Genomic DNA, 17270 nt, shown 5'->3' with positions numbered 1-17270 from the left:
ACGGACCTCACTACGGCTGTTCGTCCACCCGTTGGGCGGCACGTAGACATTCCACGAACCCGACGACAGCCGGATTGTCGACGTCGGGCGCACGGGCGATCATCAGCGATGTCGTCGGTGCGCCGACGATCGGGCGGACGACGACGTCGACGGGCCGGAAACGTGACACCGAGCCCGGCAAGACGGAGATCCCGACGCCCGCGGAAACCAGCCCCACCACGGTTTCGTGATGAATCGCCTCCTGGACGACAACGGGCTCCGCGCCGACACCAGCGAACATCGACCAGATCTGCGCGACGTACGCCGGCATCAGGTCGCGGGGGAACAGGATCAGTCGCTCCCCCACCAGATCGACGATGTCCACCTCGCCCCGACGCGCAAGCGCGTGCTCGATCGGGAGCACCGCGACCATCGGCTCGACCAGCAACGGCTCGACGACCAGGCCCGATTCGGCACCTCCGGACCTGACGAGTCCGATATCGAGGTCCCCGGCAGACAAAGCGTCGAGTTGCTCGCGGGTGGTCAACGGCGAGAGCTGCACCCGCACCGCAGGATGGATCTCCCGGAAGAGCCGCAACGCCGGGGGCAAGACCGTGCCACTCGCCGAGCTCACGAATCCGACACGAACCCGGCCACGCCGGCCGGCCGCGTGGTCGCGCGCCTCGTCGATTGCGTCATCGAGGTCGGCGAGTAGGTCGACCACACGACCCGCGAAGACCTCACCGGCAGCCGTCAAGCCCACCCGTCGCGTCGTGCGGTCGAACAACTGCACGCCCATTTCGCGCTCCAGGTCTTTGATGTGCGTGGTCAGGGGCGGCTGCGAGATGTGCAGCCGGGCGGCCGCCCGCCCGAAATGCAACTCCTCGGCGAGGACCCGGAAATACCGCAGGTGACGTAGCTCCACACCGATCATTCTCCTCTCCAGAACAATCCTGGCCAAACATGTATTGGATTTTTCCCAATCCGGCTCGTCTACTGATATTCGACGCTGTCACCCACAGGTCGCTACCCGGTGTCGGCGACGACACCACTCGTTCACGAGAGATGGAACCTCGACATGGCCCCTGCCGGTACGGCGGCGAGTGCTCCGCCGACTCGGCAGACCCATCAGATCCGCACGGCCGCCGCACTGTCGCCGACACGGTGGCGCAACGGCGCTGGCACCACCCGACGCATCGCCGCAGGCGGCACACCGTCGCCGGAGCCGGACTGGACATTGAGTCTCGCCGACATCGACACCGACTGTTGCTTCTCGGCTTTCCCCGATGTCGACCGGATGGCCGTCGTGGTGGGCGACAACCCGGTGGACCTGACCATCGGCGGACAGCGCCGGACGCTGGCGCTGCTCGACCGCGTGACATTCGCCGGCGAGGACACAGTGCACGCCCACCCCACCCGCGGTGCGACCCAACTACTCAATCTGATGACGCGACGCCGGACGCTGCGTGGCGCACTCACCCTGCGACATCACCGTGGGGCCGCCATGGCAGGTACCACCGACGGCGTGGCATGGGTCGTCCTCGCGGGCACTCTCCACGTCGATGACGTACCGCTAAGGCGCTGGGACACAGTACTTCTCGGAAACACGCCGGTGGAGATCACCGGGGCGGCCACGGTGGCCGCCGTGCACGTCACGCCATGGGGCGAAGGCCCTACACCAGAGAGGACAGTTCCATGATCGAGTCAACGACTCCGACCGTCGCGGTCAGCACCCTGCTCGACGAGATCGCCGACGTCGGCGTCGATCGTGCCCGCGGCGGGTACAGCCGACCGGTGTACTCCACCGCCGAACTCGAACTCCGCGAATGGTTCGTCGGGGCAGCCCGCGGGCGGGACCTCGACGTGGAGACCGACCGCAACGGGATCTTGTGGGCGTGGTGGAACCCGGGAAACCTTCCGCTCCGTGACGCCGTGGTCACCGGCAGCCATCTCGACTCGGTACCCGGCGGTGGCGCGTTCGACGGGCCGCTGGGTGTCGCTGCCGCCTTGGCGGCCGTCGAGACATTGCAGGCGCGAGGAGTGCGCCCGACCCGCCCGATGGCTCTCGCCGTCTTCCCCGAGGAGGAGGGCTCGCGCTACGGACTCGCCTGTCTCGGTTCACAATTGATGACAGGCGCAGTGACACCCGAGCGTGCCGCGAAACTCGTCGACGCCGACGGTACGTCCTTCGCCGATCTCGCGGCACGACACGGTCTCGATCCTCGTCACCTCGGTCGCGACGACGAACGGCTCGCCCAACTCGGCTGCTTCGTCGAACTGCACGTCGAACAGGGCCGCGGCCTCATCGACCACGGCGCACCCATCGCGATCGGTTCGTCGATCCTCGGACACGGGCGGTGGCGACTGTCGTTCTCCGGCCAGGGCAATCACGCGGGGACCACCTTGATGAGCGATCGTCGGGACCCGATGGTCGCAGCCGCCGCAACGGTGCTCGACATCCGCCGATCGGGTCGAGCCATCGAGGGTGCGCGCGCCACCGTCGGCAAACTCGATCCCGTACCGGGCGGCAGTAACGTGATCGCGTCCCGGGTCGACCTCTGGCTCGACGTCCGCCACGATGACGATGCCGTGGTCGCGGCCCTGGTGACCGACATCGCCGCGGGAGCCCGGGAACATGCTGCGGCCGAAGGATGTTCGATGACCTTGACCGAGGCTTCGATGAGCCCGCGTGTGGACTTCGACCCGCTGTTGCGCGGCACCCTGTCCGACGTCCTTCCCGATGCCCCGATCCTCGCGACCGGTGCGGGCCATGATGCGGGAGTCCTCAAGGAGGAGATCCCCACGGCCATGCTCTTCGTGCGCAATCCCACCGGAATCTCCCATTCCCCCGACGAGTACGTCGAGGACCCGGATGCCGACGCCGGCGGTCACGCGTTGGCCACCGTGCTCGCCGATCTGATCACCCGTCCTGTCCTGATCCCCAAGACCTTCTGATCCCGTGAGATCCCTGATCCCCCTGAGAGTCAACGTCTCTCATCACAGAAAGTGGGCCCAACCATGACCACCACAACCACGCGCTACCTCATCGTCGGAGGTGGACTCGAAGGGCTGGCGATCGCCTGGTCCCTCGCCGACCAAGGTGTCACCGACGTGCTGGTCGTCGAGCGCGACACGCTGTGCTCGGGCATGACCGGAAAGTCGAGTGGCGTCGTCCGATGCCACTACGGCAACCCGTCTCTGGCAGCCATGTCGTGGTACGGCGTGGATGTCTTCAGCCGTGCCACCGAGTTGTTCGGCGACGACATGGCATTCCAACAGTGCGGCTACGTCGTCGGCGTCGCCGAGAACAACATCGCTCCGTTGGAGGCGAACGTCGCCATGATGCAGGGACTGGGAATCGACGTGTCGTTCATCGGCCACGACAAGATGGCCGAACTCTGGCCGGGTCTGCATCTCGACGATTTCGCCGCTTTCGCCTACGAACCCCTCGGCGGCCGAGGCGAGGCGTACATGGCCGGCATGGCCTTCGCTGCCTCTGCGCGCTCGCTGGGCGTCAAGGTCCGCCAGTCCACACCGGTCGCACGTCTGCTCCAGGATGCATCCGGCCGGGTGATGGGCGCGCAGATGGCCAACGGGGACACCGTGCATGCCGACACCGTCATCGTCGCCGCGGGTCCGTGGACCCCGGCTCTCACCCAAGGGGTCGGTGTTCCCGTCGACGTCCGCGCCCAGCGCGCACAACTCGTGCTCGTCGATCAGGGCACGCCGACACCCCAGGTGCCGGTCCTGTCGGACCTGGCCGGCCTCTCCTACATCTGCCGAGAGCCGAATGGCGAACTCCTCATGGGAAATTCGGACCATTCGGCCCCTCAGTACATCGATCCGGACGACTATGTGAACCGCGCAGACGAGAGCACCGTCGACAAGGTCGTCATGAAGGCCATGCACCGGCTGCCGGACATGCCGGACCCGCGGATCACCAGCTCGTACGTCGGGGCCTACGACGTGACACCCGACTACAACCCGATCATCGGACCGGCCCCGGTGGACGGCTTGTTCCTGGCCACCGGGTTCTCGGGCCACGGCTTCAAGATCTCCCCGGCGGTCGGCAAACTCGTCGCCGACCTGCTGCTGACCGGGTCGACGACGCTGAAGAACGTGGAGCCCGACGACTTCCGATACTCGCGCTTCGCCGAGGACGACCTGCTGCTGAGTCTGCATCCATACGAGGGCGCCGGCGAGATGCGTTGAGCTGGGCGCCAACCGAATCGTTCCCGTGAACGGCGCCGCCGGGTATGTTCTCGGCGGCGCCGCTCACGGGGCCCTGTCTCAGTAGTTCGCGGTGGCCGGCGAGTCGGGCACCTGCGTGGGTGCCTTCGCCGTCAACCCGGGTGAGTGCCCCACACCGGCGGCAGGGATCTCGTAGGCCGATTCTGCATGGATCGTCGAGTCGAGGCCGGCGACCTCGGTCTCTTCATCCACCCGCAGCCCCATCGTCTTGTCCAACGCCTTGGCGATCAACCAGGTCATGACGAACGAGAAGGTGCAGGTGACGACGATGCCGGTGAGCTCGCGCCACACGATGTCGGCGTCACCGCCGAAGAGTATTCCGGTGATCCCGGCAGGTGCGGAGCCAGCCGCGAACACGACGATGCACAGGGTTCCGACGATGCCGCCGATTCCGTGCACCATGAATGCATCCAGCGTGTCGTCCACCTTGAGACGGCTCTTGAAGCTCATCAGGAAGCCCACCACGGCGGCGGCCAGAAGGCCGACGACGATCGCACCCAACGGAGTCATTGTGTTGGCGGACGGCGTGATGCCGACCAGTCCGGCAACCATTCCGGTGGTCGCCCCGAGTGCCGTGACATGCCCTTCGCGCCAGCGTTCGATCGCCCAGAATCCGAGCATGCCGACGCTGCCCGCGAGCAGAGTGTTGAGCACCACGTACTGCGTGAGGAAATTGGCGCCGCCCGCGCAGCTTCCGTTGAACCCGAACCAGCCGAAGAACAGGATGCCGCCACCGAGCATGACGAGGGGAACATTGTGCGGGCGCTGCATCCGCTTTCCTCGAGCACCGAGGACCATCGCCAGCGCGAGCGCAGCGACGCCCGAGTTCATGTGCACCGCAGTGCCACCCGCGAAATCGTGGATGCCCACCTTGTTGAGCAGGAATCCGCCCGCCCCTTCGTCGCTGTCGGCCGCGAAGACCCAGTGTGCGACAGGGAAATAGACGACAGTGAGCCAGATCGGCACGAACACGAGCCACGCAGCGAACTTCATCCGGGCCGCGGCACCGCTCGCCACGATGGCCACCGTGATGGCGGCGAACATGATGAACCATGCCGCAATGTAGAGCACCTGGATGCCGCCGGAGCCATCATCGGCCAGATGATCGCTCAGGCCGATGTAATCGGCCGGGTTGCCGATGATGCCCCACCCGTTGACCGACGGGCCTGACACCAGACCATATCCGTACAGAACGTAGAGGACACAGGTGATGGCCAGCGTCGCCATCACCATCGACAGCATGTTGAGCACATTCCGGGCCCCGAGCATGCCGCCGTAGTAGAGCGCCAGACCGAAGATCATCAGCACCAAGAAGGCGAACGCAGCGAGCATCCAGGACAGATCCGCATGCGCGGAGAGAGCTTCTTCCATAACGGTTCCCTTGTTTGCAGTGACGGAGTGAACGAGGCGTGAGGGCTACGCGCGGACGGAATCTTCTGGGAGAGAGGCATTTTGCAGCCACTCCGCGGCACGATGCCGGTACTTGATGACGCCCTTGTAGTCGGCGATGTCGTCGGGCAGTTCTGCCAGTACCGCGGCGGTCCGGGTTCGCCACTGCTCGACGGTTGCGAGTTCTTCGAGCGACAACAGATGGGTCCGGATCAGGAACATGATCGCGCCGGAGTCGGGTAGACGCACCAGATGCTGCACCTCGACCCGCAGGTGCACGAGCCGGCCGAAAGCGTCGTCGTCGATGTGACCGACCATCGCGCGGTCCGGTCCCCAGTCGGGGTAGCGCTCGGTGGATACATCGAGACGGCGGCCGATCGTCATCGTCCAGTTGGTCCGACGATACGGTCGGTGTGGCTGCAGCCGTTTGATGAACTCGTGGGCGCGCGTGATGACCCCCTCTTCGCGAACCCGCGGCACCGGTCCGTGGATCTCGAGGAAGCTCATGCCGACGTCGAATCCGAAACTCCAGTCGGCGGCAAAGGTGACGACACCGGCGTCGGCGAAGAGTTGCCCGTCGCGCTGATCGAGCAGCACGACATCCTCCTGGATCTGGGCGCACACATAGGCGAGCGGGTCGGTCGGCAACGTCGTGTCGTCGCCGTAGACGAAGGCGTGGTCGATGCCGAGAACACCGTTCCACCAATGCCATCGGTCGCCGTCGAGCTCCAGGCCGAAGGCATCCGGACGGGTTGCGGCCAGTTCTCGCATGATGGTCAGCATCGCGTCCCAGCAGGCGGGCACCATGTGTGGCAGTACCGCGTGCCGCGTCGCATCAGCGGCCAGGATGGTGGCACGCTCGTCGAGCTGATAGGTGTAGTCGACGTCGACATCGAGAAATCCGGTGTCGCCCCATCGACCGGCTGCCGTCGTGACGCCGTCGCCCGACGGTTCGACGTTGGTGCTGTAGCGATAGGTGTCGTCGGTGAAGGGAAAGGGGAAATGGCGGACGCGCGGCCCCCGCGCGGGGACTGTGGTGGTCACAGCGGTACCTCCAAGGTGCAACCGTCGTTTGCGCGGGACACACAGGGCATGAACGAGTCGCCCGCGCGCTTCTCGTCTTCGGTGAGAAAGAGGTCGCGGTGGGCCGCAGTGCCGCCGGTGAGCGGTAGACGACACTCGCCGCAGACCCCCTGCCGACATCGGTTGGGTACCGCGATCCCGTTGTCCTGCAGAGCTTGAAGCGCCGACACACCGGACGGGACGTCGAGTGTGACGTCACTGCGGGTGAGGCGGACGACGAACGGATCACCTGCATCGAGTGCGTCGACCCCGAAGTGTTCGACGTGGATGCGCGACTGCGGCCATCCCCGTGTTGCGGCCGTCGTGACGACGTGATCGATCATGCCTGCGGGACCACAGGCGTACAGGTGCGTTCCGACGGGTTGATCGATGAGCACGTCACCCAGCCTTCGGGCGAAATCCGTACGGTCGGTGAACAGTTCGGCGCTTCCGCCGGCCAGCTCGGCGACGTCGTCGACATGGGCGCCACGCCCGGCCCGAAAGGTGTACAGCACCTGCACCTCTCGCTGCCAGCGTCGCGCCGCGCGCAGATGCGAGAGGATCGGCGTGATGCCGATCCCGCCCGCGACGAGCACGTACTTGTCGGCCCGCATGACGGGTGCGAACTCGCTGCGCGGCACCTCGACGTCCACCGTGTCGCCCACGGCGAGTCGGTCGTGCAGCCACGTCGAGCCACCGTCACCACCTGCCTTGCGCAGCACCGAGATCGAATAGCGGGTCGGTGCCACCCCGTCGCCGGTGAGGCTGTAGGCGTTGGCGCGTTCCCCTGCGTGGACGACGAGGTGGCTGCCGGGCACGAACCCCGGCAATACTCCGCCGTCCGGGGACCGGAACGAGAACTCGCGGATGCCCGGCACGAGGTCGGCGATCGCCGACACCACCATCGTCAGCCCCGTCGGGGTTGTGGTATCCGCCGTCGGGGCGGACACGAACGCGGTCACGACGACACCTCCGCCCTGCCGGTGGGCGCCTCGGCATCGACCATGAAGCCGAGATAGCGGCCCGATCGACGGGAGACGTGGTGGTAGACGAGCAGATTCCGACCACATCCGACGCAGTCCACGACGTCGTCGACCGTGCCGGACGTCGAGGTCACTCGCCGGCAGTGCGCACAGAAGACCTCGACGACGCCCGAACCGGTCGTCTCCACATGGATTTCGTCGTCAGCGAGTCCCGCCGTGGTGGCGGTGGCGCGCAGGGCGAGCGCCTCGCCGACGGGTGCTGCGACCAGCACTCGCACACCGACCCGAGCGTCCGCCAGAGCCGCACGCAACGCGTCGCAGGCTTCGGCTGCCCGGCCGCAACAGAGTGCATGACAGTGTTTTCCGTGCGGCAGTTGGTCCATCCACCGGCGCAGGACATTGTTCGCTGCGGGCCCGACACCGACCAGAATGTACGAGCGTCCCGACCAGTCGGGCCCGTCGACGTCGGGTGTCACCGTTGTCCGCGCCCATGCCGGGACGCTCGAGTACGCGAGCTGGGACATCGTCAGAGCAGGTCGGCGTCGCGGTGGCCGGCATAGAACGCGAGTGCGTATCCGGGCGTGGAGAAGTAGATCTTCGAGCCCTTCGGGAAGAAGATCGCGTCCTTCTCCCTGGCCACGATCTTCTGCCCGGTTTCCTTGTTCTCCAACAGGAATTCGCCCTGCAGCACGACCTTCATCTCGTCGTAGGAGTACTCGTAATACAGCGGGGCGTCGGTGTGGCGCAGTTCGAAGTAGCCCGAACACATGACGCTGCCCTGCGGATTCTCGTAGACGTCGCCGATGAAGCCCTCGGTTCCGGGAAACTCGCATTCGGACATCCTGGGCAGGTCCTGCCACGCACCGCTGGTCACGAGGAACGGCGCGGCGGTCTCGGTGCTCTCGACGGTCATACGGGTCTACCTCCGGTTCGATGAGACGACACCCCTGGCGACTAATGCCAGTGGACTTTGTTCGTCCATATGAAACCGGTCACGTATTACCGCTGTGTGACGAGGCTGTTTATCGATGTAACGCATGGTCCACCACCAGTGGACTACCCGCGTATCCGAGAGACACGGATAATCAGCCGCGTGGATACCCCGGACTCGGCCGTCGCCGTCGTCGGCACCCTCAACATGGATCTCATCGTCCGCGTGGACCGGATGCCCGACGTCGGGCAGACCGTGCTCGGCACCTCACTGCGGCACCGTCCCGGCGGCAAAGGTGCGAATCAGGCGTTGGCGGCCGCGATGATCGCACCCACCGCCATGATCGGCGCCGTCGGCGACGACGACGCCGGAGCTCGTCTGGTCGCCACGCAACGATCGGCCGACGTCGACGTCACCCACCTGAAGCGGGTCGACACCATCAGCGGTCAGGCGATCATCGAGGTCGACGCGGTCGGCGACAACCGCATCGTCGTCCTGTCCGGAGCCAACGCCGCCCTCACCGCCGAGGACGTCCGCCGCGGTCTCGACGACGTGGACCCCATCGTCGTGCTGACGCAACTGGAATCGCCTGCCGCGGTGACACGAGCCACCGCGCAGTGGGCCATCGCCAATGACCGCAGATTCGTCCTCAATCCGAGTCCTGTCGCCGAACTCGACGAGCACATCCTGGCCGTGGCCGACCCGCTCGTGGTGAACGACGGCGAGGCGTCGTTCTACGCCGGTGACGACACCGACGATCCCACAGACCTGGCCCGCGGACTCCTCGGCGTCGCCAGGTCGGCCGTGGTCACGCTCGGCGGGCACGGCGTGGTGGTGGCGGCCGACCCGGACGACATCCGCCACATCGCCGTCGAGGACGTCGACGCGGTCGACACCACCGGTGCCGGCGACGTGTTCGCCGGCACCCTCGCGGCGCATCTGGCGCGAGGCACGGCGTTGCCGGAAGCCTGCGAGATCGCCGCGCGGGCCGCCACCGACCACGTGGCCCGACCGCGGTGAACTGCGGTCACCGCTTGGCCCAGCGGGCCACCCGCTCTCGATGCTCGTCGGTCTGATGGGCCAGCGGCTGCATCGCAGCCGCGAGATTGAGCACCGAATCGAGTGTGCTGGTGCGTGATTCGGTCAACAGCCGCTTGGCCATCCGCAACGCGTGACCCGGGTTCTTGGCGATCCGCTGTGCCAGGGATCTGGCCTCGGCGAGAAGTTCGTCGTCGGGGACCACCCGCCCGACGATCCCCCATTCGAGTGCGGTCGCCGAGTCGACCCGGTCACCGGTGAAGGTCATCTCGGCGGCTCGCTGATACCCGACGACGCGCTGCAGGAACCATGAACCCCCGTCTCCGGGAATGAGACCGAGTTGCACGAAACTCTCGGCGAAGAATGCCGACTCGGCCGCGATGCGGATGTCGCACATCATCGCCAGGTCGCAACCGGCGCCCACCGCGGCACCGTTGACCGCGCCGATCACGGGCACCTCGCACCGCAACATGGCTCGCGGAATCCGTTGTATCCCATCGGCATAGCCGTGACGCTGATCGACGCCGTCGAGCCCGAAGAGCCCCTCCCCGTCGGCCATCTCGCGGACGTTGCCGCCCGCTGAGAAGATCCGTCCGGCACCGGTGAGGATGATGGCACGTACCTGCGGATCGGCATTCGCTGCATCCACCGCGGCATCGAACGCGGCCACCAGATCCGTTCCGGTGATGGCGTTCCCGACGTCGGGCAGGTCGATGGTCCAGATCTGGATCGCACCGTCGGTGGTGATGTCCAGCGGGGTATTCGTCAACTGCCGACCTTTCCGAAGTCTTTCGACGCCCATTTCTGCGTCCATTTGTACAGCCACGCGATGACCGCCACGAAAGCGACCACACCGAGAATCTCCGACCACGTCTCCCAGCCGTCTCCGATGAACGGCAGTGCGAGGACCGAGTCGTCGCCGGTGGCAGCGACGATGGCCGCGAACACCACGTTCCACAGACTCTCACCCACGATCAGACCGGTTGCGAGCAGCACACCCATCCGCTTCTTGCGTTCGACATCTCGACCGGTGCGTTCGGCCCATTTGTTGTACCAGAGACCGATGAACGCACCGAACGGGATGATGAGGGTCACCGACATCGGCAGATACATGCCCATTCCGACGGCCAACGGGGGCAACCGAAGTCGACCACTCGTCTTCGCCAGCACCTCGTCGATGAGGATCACCACCGCACCGATCAACGCGCCCACGCCGATCAGCGCCCAGTCGAGGTCGCCGCCGAACACGCCCTCGGCCAGTGACGAGATCAATCCGGCCTGCGGCGCGGGCAACGCGTCGTCGCCTGCCCCGGGCGCCCCGACGAAACCGAAAGCGGTCTGCATGAGTTGCAGGACCGGTGGGATGACCGCGGAACCGAACACCACGCCGATGACCAACGCCACCTGCTGTTTCCACGGTGTGGCACCGACCAATTGGCCGGTCTTGAGGTCTTGGAGGTTGTCATTGGAGATGGTCGCCACACCGAACACGATGGCGGCCGTGAACAGCGTGTAGGCCACCAGCGCGGTGGATTGGTCGGCATCGGCAGAGCCGAAGGTGATCTTGATCAGGACGGCGGCGACCAGCACCACGACGATCCCGACACCCGAGATGGGACTGTTCGACGAACCGATCAGTCCGGCCATGTAGCCACAGACCGAGGCGACCACCAGACCGATCACGAAGACGAACACGATACTCACGGTGATGATCCCGGCCGCACTCCCGTGCAGGGCGGTGCCGTGCGCGAAATCCCAGAGCATGAAACCGATGGGGATCAGGGCGGCCAGCACGACCCCCGAGACCAAGGTGATCGGGAGATCCTGCTCGGTGAGATCGACCTTCGCTCCGGCGCGACGGGCTCGTGTCGAGATCAACGACTCCCGGATGCCCCGCGCGATCGGTCCGATGATCTTGAGCAGCGTCCAGACCGCGGCGATCGCGATCGCTCCCGCACCGATGAAACGGACGTCATTGGTGAAGGCGTCGCTCACGATGTCGTCGATGGAGCCGGTGTCGGGCAGGTCGTTCCATGTCCGGATGGGCAGCAGCACACCGTATGAGATGACCAATCCGATCAGCATGGCGATACCGACGGTGATGCCGACGAGATGGCCGACACCGATCAGGGAGAACAGCAGGCCCGCGCCGAACATGGTCCCGCCCGCGCCGACACGGAAGGTGCCGGAGATGGTCCCGGCGATCAGCTTTGTCTGCGTGAGTATCGAGAACAGTGCGGAGACAACACCTCCCACCAGGATCACGCGAAGTCCCCGGCGATTCTCCGCAGCCCCCTGGGCGGTGTCACCGACCTTGAGCACCTCGGCCGCCGCCGCACCCTCGGGATAGGGGAGGTCGGACCCGGTGACGAGTGCGCGACGTAGCGGGATCGAGTACATGACGCCGAGGATTCCGCCGATGAGGCACACCGCCACCGTGGTCCAGTACGGGAACCCCGACCACCAGCCGATCATGATCAGGCCGGGGAGCACGAAGATGATCGCCGACAGCGTGCCCGCCGCCGAGGCGATGGTCTGCACGATGTTGTTCTCGACCACCGAATGGTCGGCGAAGTACCGCAACAGGCTCATCGAGATGACCGCCGCGGGGATCGCGGTCGCGAACGTGAGACCGACCTTGAGCCCCAGATACACATTGGCCGCGGTGAATACCAGGGTGATCAGGCCACCGAGGACGATTCCCCGGATGGTCAGTTCGCGGACACTCGGGGTCGAGACCCCGGTCGGCGCCGAATCCTTCGTGGCCACAGGACTCCTAACCCTCGGTTCGGATGGTCCAACCGTCCGCATCGGCGGCTGCTGACCTCCCAACTCTAGGAGTGGTACAGGCGTTTCGAAGGGAAATCCTCCCGACCCGACGCGTCGGCGGCGCGGGGCGTGCGGAATACCCCGAGGTAGACAGGTGTTGGCCGTGGCATGACCACCCGTGAGATCACCCTGGACAATTTCGACGACACCATCAAGGCGGGCGGCACCGTGCTGCTCGATTTCTGGGCGGACTGGTGCGGCCCCTGCAAGATGTTCGCGCCCGTGTTCGAGAAGGCCGCCGACGCCAACCCCGAGATCGTGTTCGGCAAGGTCGACACCGAGGCTCAGCAGCAGCTCGCCGCGGGATTCGGCATCCGATCCATCCCCACCCTGATGGCGTTTCGCGACGGCATCCTGGTCTTCAACCAGGCAGGCGCACTGAACCCGGGGCAGCTCGACCAGTTGATCGGAGCCGTCGGCGACCTCGACATGGATCAGGTGCGCGCCGAGATCGCCGCTGCCGAGCAAGAGCAGGCAGCCGAATAGCCCCGGGCCAACCCCCGCCGATCACCCGGCCGATCCGCCCGCCCGACGAAAGTCACCCGGCCGACCCACGCGCTGATCGAGTAGCCCGCGAGGCGCAAGCCGAGCGAGCTATCGAGATCACGGCGAAGGCCACACGGCCGATCTGCCCGCCGGTCGAGTAGCCCGCGAGGCGCAAGCCGAGCGAGCGTATCGAGATCAAGGTCCCGCCCGAGCCGCGAAAGCTCAGTCCTGCGTGCCCGGCACCGCGCAACCGTCGGGTCCGCACACCTGAGCCGACTGCGCGTCGAGCGTCGTCAACTGCTCCTCGGACACGAGTTGCAGTGCGCGCGTGAATATCTCGGTAGGTTGTGCACCCGAGACCGCGTACTTTCCGCCGAAGACGAAGAACGGCACGCCGGTCACACCGATGGACGCCGCCTCCTGCTCGTCACGGCGGACGTCCTCGGCATGGGCATCCGGGTCGTCGAGTACGGCACGCACGTCGGTCTCGTCGAGGCCGGCCCGCACGGCGACCGTGACGAGTCGCTCGTGATCACCGAAAAGCGTTTGATCGTCGGCGAAATTCCCTGCGTACAGCGAGTCGAGCAGCTCCGCCTGCTTGCCGACGGTCAGCGCGAAGTGCAGTAGTCGGTGCATGTCGAAACTGCTGCCGAAATCCCGGCCGCTGGTCCGATAGGCCAGACCGAGTTCCGTGGCCTGTGCGGCCACATTGCGTTCATTGGCCTGCGCCTCCTCGACCGAAATGCCGTATTTCTGCGCGATGTGTTCTTCGACCGATCCGCTCGCGTCGACCGACAGGGTGGGGTCGAGTTCGAAGGAACGGTGCACGACGGTGACGTCGTCGCGGGCCGGGAACTGGCTCAATGCCTGTTCGAAACGACCTTTGCCGAGATAGCAGAACGGGCAGTTGATATCCGTCCAGATGTCGACCGTGATACTCATTCGGGGTCCTCTCCGTCGCCGCGCGCAGCTGCGACACCGCAACGCACAACGCGAGAGTGGCCACCGATGTTCCGTTCCCTCGACCGCCGCCGGCCGGCACGGATCGGTACCCTGTCGTCCGTGCAGGTCGGCTGTCCGGCCGGCGATGCGACACGAAGGGACTGCACCGACCATGGGCTCGGACCCGATCACCGACCTCGAGGCCGAACTCGCCGACTTCTGGAGGCGGGGTCGTGCCCGTACGAGAGCCCGAGCACGAGCGATCGACCCTCGGCTGGATCCCACGTGCTACCCACTACTGATACTTCTGTCACGCCACGACGCCATACCGACGTCGAAACTCGTGGCCGACCTCGAGCTCGAGAAGTCGACGGTGACCCGTCAGATCGATGCCGTAGAACGACTCGGACTCGTAGAGCGTCGGCCCGATCCCTGCGACGCGCGCGCCCGGATCGTGGCGCTCACGCAGGTCGGACGGCAAAAACTCGATGACGTCGTCGCACTCGCCGTGTCCAACTGGCGTGAGCGGCTATCGCAGTGGGACCCCGCGGACATTCGGCAGCTGACCGAACTTCTCCGCCGTCTCGACGACAGCGAATCCTCGGGGACCGGGAATACACCTAGATAGTTGCATGTTGCATCTATCATCGATATAGTTGCAGAGTTCAACTATTCGTGCGCACGTCGTGCGCTCCTGGCATCGGCAGCCGCGACGTCCGATGCCATCACACTTGCCCCGTGGCGATGCTGCGCGGGTCCCACAAGAACCAAGGGAGGTTTCCGCATGAGTAAGACCGTTCCGGAGAGCGCCGGGACAGCAGCTCCCGACGCGGACTCGCCGATGACGCATCGCCAGAAGGTGGAAGCGCTCATCGGCCTGTTGCTCGGCATGTTCGTCGCGTTCCTGTCGTCGACGATCGTGTCGAACGCCTTGCCGACGATCATCACCGACCTGCACGGCACACAGGATCAGTACACCTGGGTCGTCACCGCGACGCTGCTGGCGTCGACGGCAACCACTCCCCTCTGGGGCAAGCTGTCGGACCTCGTCAACAAGAAGATCCTTGTCCAGTTGGCGCTGCTGTTCTTCGTTGCCGGCTCGGTGCTCGGCGGACTCTCCCAATCGGTCGGCATGCTGATCGGTTTCCGCGTCATCCAGGGCCTCGGCCTCGGTGGCCTGCAGGCGCTGGTCGTCATCGTCATCGCCTCGATGTTCAGCCCGCGCGAGCGCGGCCGCTACCAGGGACCGATCGCGGCGGCGATGTCCATCGCGACCGTCGCAGGCCCACTCATCGGCGGTGTCATCGTCGACACCAGCTGGCTCGGGTGGCGGTGGACCTTCTACGTCTGTGTCCCGCTCGCGGTCATCGCCCTGTTCGTCATCCAGCGGACGCTCAACCTGCCGACCGTGCGTAAGCAGGTGCGGATCGACTATGTCGGCGCCGCGCTCATCGCCGGTGGTGTGAGCACGCTGCTGATCTGGGTCACGCTTGCCGGCAAGAGCTTCGACTGGACATCGGGGATGTCCTACGGACTGGTCGCACTGGGCATCGTGCTGTTGGCCGCCGCCATCTTCACCGAAGCGAAGGTCAAGGACCCGATCATCCCCCTCTACCTGTTCAAGGACCGCACCATCGCGCTCGCGACGCTGGCCAGCGTGGCGGTCGGAGTCGCGCTGTTCGGCGGCGCGGTGTTCCTCGGCCAGTACTTCCAGATCGCGCGCGGCTACTCACCGACCGCTGCTGGTTTGTTGATGCTGCCGATGATCATGGGTTCGATGCTCTCGGCCACCATCTCGGGGCAGCTGATCACCCGCTTCGGCCGGTGGAAGGGATTCCTCGTCGCCGGTGCCACGTGCATGACCGTCGGGTTCTTCCTCCTGTCGACGATCGGTGCGCACACCAACATGGTCCTGGTGGGGCTGTTCCTGTTCGTGGTCGGTACCGGTATGGGCATGCTGATGCAGAACCTCGTGCTGGCAGTGCAGAACAACGTGCGGCCCGACGACCTCGGTTCAGCGACATCGACGGTCGCGTTCTTCCGGTCGCTCGGTGGCGCAGCCGGCGTCTCGGTGCTCGGCGCGGTGCTGTCCAACCACGTCACCGACCTCATCGCAAAGGGCTTGAGCGCCATGGGGATCAGCCCCGCCCAGACCGGCGGGGCCACGGCGGGACTGTCCAACCTGAACGAGCTGCCGGGTCCGATCGCCGAGATCGTCCGCGGCGCCTACGGCGACGGCACGGCACGGATCTTCCTCGTCGCCGGCGTCATGGCAGCGCTCAGCCTGGTGGCGATCGTCTTCATCAAGGAGGTCGCGCTCAACACCCAGAGTGCCGACGAGATCCGCTGGGCCGAGGCACAGGAGGGTCAGGGCATCGCCGCGGATGCGCCGATGGGGGCCGAGCAGGTTCCCGCCCCGGCGGCAGTCGCCCTCACCACGTCCGACGGCCCGACGGGACCCGCCGACGGGACCGATCCGGCCGTTGCGCGCCACCGCCTCACCGCGGCCGGCGAGGCCGGGTCGCAGGGTGAGCGCCCGCGCATCGCGGGTCGGATCACCGCCGGTGACGGCACACCGCTCGACACGGTCGCCGTCACCGTCACCGACACCCGCGGCCACCAAGCAGGCACCGCCAGCGTCGCCACCGACGGCTCCTACGCCGTCCACGACCTGGCCGACGGCACCTACACCGTCATCGCCACCGCACCCGGCCGCTCCCCCAAGGCACTGACCGTCTCCGTGGTCGGCGACCTCGTGTTCCGACGCGACTTCACCCTCACCGGTGCAGCCACCGTCACCGGCCGAGTCCACGACAACGAGCGGCCCCTGACAGCCAACCTGATCGTCACCGACCAAACCGGCGCAGTGATCACCCAGACACACGCCGACGCCGACGGACAGTTCACCATCACCGGCCTCTCGGGCGGCGACACCGTCGCGGTCACCGCGTCAGCACCCGGCTACCAGCCGACCAGCCAACTGGTCACCGTCGACACCGGCCACACCGAAACCCCCGTCGACATCGTGCTCGTGGCCACCGGCGGCGTCCAAGGATCGGTCCGCACCGTCGACGGCACACCACTGGCCGGGGCCACCGTCTCCGCGATCGGACCCGACCAGACGATCGTCGCCTCGGTCACCACCGACAGCGACGGCCGGTATCGCATCGAAGGCCTCACCGACGCCCAGTTCACCATCGTGGCCAACATGTACGAACCCGCCGCCACCCAGGTCAAGGTCGTTTCCGGCCAACGCAACACCGCCGACCTCGGACTCGGGTCCGGTAAGGATCCCGCGGTGCGGTGATCGGTGGTCGGTGACCACACATCGCCGAGAGGAGGGTCGGGTCATCCCGGCCCTCCTCTCGGTTGTCACCGGC

At 66.2% G+C, this 17270-nt stretch carries 15 protein-coding genes and 2 pseudogenes; 8 read left to right on the top strand and 9 right to left on the bottom strand.

The window, feature by feature from the left end; genetic code table 11:
* Positions 1-10: 10 nt before the first annotated feature.
* Positions 11-913 carry a LysR family transcriptional regulator gene (locus AAFP35_RS00300; protein WP_419219511.1) on the bottom strand — a complete coding sequence of 301 codons (903 nt, stop codon included), beginning with the start codon at positions 911-913 and terminating at the stop codon, positions 11-13.
* A gap of 144 nt (positions 914-1057) precedes the next feature.
* On the opposite strand from AAFP35_RS00300, the gene AAFP35_RS00295 reads away from it, so the two are divergent.
* The 3 genes from AAFP35_RS00295 (at position 1058) to AAFP35_RS00285 (ending at position 4191) form a co-directional block, all read left to right on the top strand.
* Positions 1058-1678 carry a HutD family protein gene (locus AAFP35_RS00295; protein ID WP_419219510.1) on the top strand — a complete coding sequence of 207 codons (621 nt, stop codon included), beginning with the start codon at positions 1058-1060 and terminating at the stop codon, positions 1676-1678.
* A complete protein-coding gene (locus tag AAFP35_RS00290) occupies positions 1675-2934 on the top strand; it encodes an allantoate amidohydrolase (RefSeq protein ID WP_419219509.1) in 1260 nt (419 codons plus the stop codon). Before AAFP35_RS00295 ends, AAFP35_RS00290 begins: the two co-directional genes overlap by 4 nt.
* Positions 2935-2997: 63 nt before the next feature.
* Complete coding sequence (locus tag AAFP35_RS00285; protein WP_419219508.1) at positions 2998-4191, top strand: NAD(P)/FAD-dependent oxidoreductase; 1194 nt, start codon at positions 2998-3000, stop codon at positions 4189-4191.
* Between the two features lie 78 nt (positions 4192-4269).
* On the opposite strand, the gene AAFP35_RS00280 is transcribed toward AAFP35_RS00285, so the two are convergent.
* From AAFP35_RS00280 to AAFP35_RS00260, 5 genes and pseudogenes are all read right to left on the bottom strand, one after another.
* On the bottom strand, positions 4270-5601 hold the full coding sequence (locus AAFP35_RS00280; RefSeq protein ID WP_419219507.1) for an ammonium transporter: 1332 nt from the start codon (positions 5599-5601) through the stop codon (positions 4270-4272).
* 72 nt (positions 5602-5673) lie between these two features.
* Positions 5674-6663, bottom strand: a pseudogene (locus AAFP35_RS00275) (heme-dependent oxidative N-demethylase family protein); the annotation flags it as partial.
* Positions 6660-7643, bottom strand: a complete 984-nt coding sequence (locus AAFP35_RS00270) for a PDR/VanB family oxidoreductase (RefSeq protein ID WP_419219506.1) — start codon at positions 7641-7643, stop codon at positions 6660-6662. The pseudogene AAFP35_RS00275 and the gene AAFP35_RS00270, both read right to left, overlap by 4 nt.
* Entirely contained in the window at positions 7640-8188 is a 549-nt protein-coding gene (locus AAFP35_RS00265; protein WP_419219505.1) for a dimethylamine monooxygenase subunit DmmA family protein, read from the bottom strand. The genes AAFP35_RS00270 and AAFP35_RS00265 overlap by 4 nt, the downstream gene beginning before the upstream one ends.
* Before the next feature lie 2 nt (positions 8189-8190).
* The gene (locus tag AAFP35_RS00260) at positions 8191-8577 is read right to left on the bottom strand and encodes an ethanolamine utilization protein (protein ID WP_419219504.1); all 387 of its coding nucleotides are present in this window, start codon (positions 8575-8577) and stop codon (positions 8191-8193) included.
* A 180-nt stretch (positions 8578-8757) separates the two neighbouring features.
* Between AAFP35_RS00260 and AAFP35_RS00255 the strand changes: the two genes are divergently transcribed.
* Positions 8758-9615, top strand: coding sequence for a ribokinase (locus AAFP35_RS00255; protein ID WP_419219503.1), 858 nt, complete (start codon positions 8758-8760; stop codon positions 9613-9615).
* Positions 9616-9622: 7 nt separating this feature from the next.
* Here AAFP35_RS00255 and AAFP35_RS00250 read toward each other — a convergent pair whose 3' ends face one another.
* Together AAFP35_RS00250 and AAFP35_RS00245 are read right to left on the bottom strand one after the other, a co-directional pair.
* Positions 9623-10435, bottom strand: coding sequence for a crotonase/enoyl-CoA hydratase family protein (locus tag AAFP35_RS00250; protein WP_419219502.1), 813 nt, complete (start codon positions 10433-10435; stop codon positions 9623-9625).
* Positions 10399-12444 carry an OPT family oligopeptide transporter gene (locus tag AAFP35_RS00245; protein WP_419219501.1) on the bottom strand — a complete coding sequence of 682 codons (2046 nt, stop codon included), beginning with the start codon at positions 12442-12444 and terminating at the stop codon, positions 10399-10401. Before AAFP35_RS00245 ends, AAFP35_RS00250 begins: the two co-directional genes overlap by 37 nt.
* A 126-nt stretch (positions 12445-12570) precedes the next feature.
* Between AAFP35_RS00245 and trxA the strand changes: the two genes are divergently transcribed.
* Positions 12571-12948: a thioredoxin gene (gene trxA / locus AAFP35_RS00240; protein WP_419219500.1), complete on the top strand. Its 378-nt coding sequence runs from the start codon at positions 12571-12573 to the stop codon at positions 12946-12948.
* A 222-nt stretch (positions 12949-13170) separates the two neighbouring features.
* On the opposite strand, the gene AAFP35_RS00235 is transcribed toward trxA, so the two are convergent.
* Entirely contained in the window at positions 13171-13890 is a 720-nt protein-coding gene (locus AAFP35_RS00235) for a DsbA family oxidoreductase (RefSeq protein ID WP_419219499.1), read from the bottom strand.
* A 172-nt stretch (positions 13891-14062) separates the two neighbouring features.
* On the opposite strand from AAFP35_RS00235, the gene AAFP35_RS00230 reads away from it, so the two are divergent.
* The 3 genes and pseudogenes from AAFP35_RS00230 to AAFP35_RS00220 all read left to right on the top strand — a co-directional run bounded on the left by AAFP35_RS00230 (position 14063) and on the right by AAFP35_RS00220 (position 17197).
* Positions 14063-14518, top strand: coding sequence for a MarR family winged helix-turn-helix transcriptional regulator (locus AAFP35_RS00230; RefSeq protein ID WP_419219498.1), 456 nt, complete (start codon positions 14063-14065; stop codon positions 14516-14518).
* A gap of 213 nt (positions 14519-14731) precedes the next feature.
* Positions 14732-16249, top strand: a pseudogene (locus AAFP35_RS00225) (MFS transporter); the annotation flags it as partial.
* A 33-nt stretch (positions 16250-16282) separates the two neighbouring features.
* The gene (locus AAFP35_RS00220; protein ID WP_419219942.1) at positions 16283-17197 is read left to right on the top strand and encodes an MSCRAMM family protein; all 915 of its coding nucleotides are present in this window, start codon (positions 16283-16285) and stop codon (positions 17195-17197) included.
* The last annotated feature ends 73 nt before the right edge of the window (positions 17198-17270 follow it).

The organism is Gordonia sp. CPCC 206044 (assembly GCF_048537895.1).
Classification (GTDB): domain Bacteria; phylum Actinomycetota; class Actinomycetes; order Mycobacteriales; family Mycobacteriaceae; genus Gordonia.
Note: the sequence above shows the minus strand (reverse complement) of the source record. Positions and strands in the feature narration are given on the sequence as shown.

Bases quoted from the DNA above. Each gene is read 5' to 3' on its own strand.
- AAFP35_RS00300 (WP_419219511.1), bottom strand. From the start codon at position 913: ATGATCGGTGTGGAGCTACGTCACCTGCGGTATTTCCGGGTCCTCGCC.
- AAFP35_RS00260 (WP_419219504.1), bottom strand. From the start codon at position 8,577: ATGACCGTCGAGAGCACCGAGACCGCCGCGCCGTTCCTCGTGACCAGC.
- AAFP35_RS00265 (WP_419219505.1), bottom strand. From the start codon at position 8,188: ATGTCCCAGCTCGCGTACTCGAGCGTCCCGGCATGGGCGCGGACAACG.
- AAFP35_RS00285 (WP_419219508.1), top strand. From the start codon at position 2,998: ATGACCACCACAACCACGCGCTACCTCATCGTCGGAGGTGGACTCGAA.
- trxA (WP_419219500.1), top strand. From the start codon at position 12,571: ATGACCACCCGTGAGATCACCCTGGACAATTTCGACGACACCATCAAG.
- AAFP35_RS00295 (WP_419219510.1), top strand. From the start codon at position 1,058: ATGGCCCCTGCCGGTACGGCGGCGAGTGCTCCGCCGACTCGGCAGACC.
- AAFP35_RS00280 (WP_419219507.1), bottom strand. From the start codon at position 5,601: ATGGAAGAAGCTCTCTCCGCGCATGCGGATCTGTCCTGGATGCTCGCT.
- AAFP35_RS00220 (WP_419219942.1), top strand. From the start codon at position 16,283: ATGGGGGCCGAGCAGGTTCCCGCCCCGGCGGCAGTCGCCCTCACCACG.
- AAFP35_RS00230 (WP_419219498.1), top strand. From the start codon at position 14,063: ATGGGCTCGGACCCGATCACCGACCTCGAGGCCGAACTCGCCGACTTC.
- AAFP35_RS00245 (WP_419219501.1), bottom strand. From the start codon at position 12,444: ATGCGGACGGTTGGACCATCCGAACCGAGGGTTAGGAGTCCTGTGGCC.
- AAFP35_RS00250 (WP_419219502.1), bottom strand. From the start codon at position 10,435: ATGGGCGTCGAAAGACTTCGGAAAGGTCGGCAGTTGACGAATACCCCG.
- AAFP35_RS00290 (WP_419219509.1), top strand. From the start codon at position 1,675: ATGATCGAGTCAACGACTCCGACCGTCGCGGTCAGCACCCTGCTCGAC.
- AAFP35_RS00235 (WP_419219499.1), bottom strand. From the start codon at position 13,890: ATGAGTATCACGGTCGACATCTGGACGGATATCAACTGCCCGTTCTGC.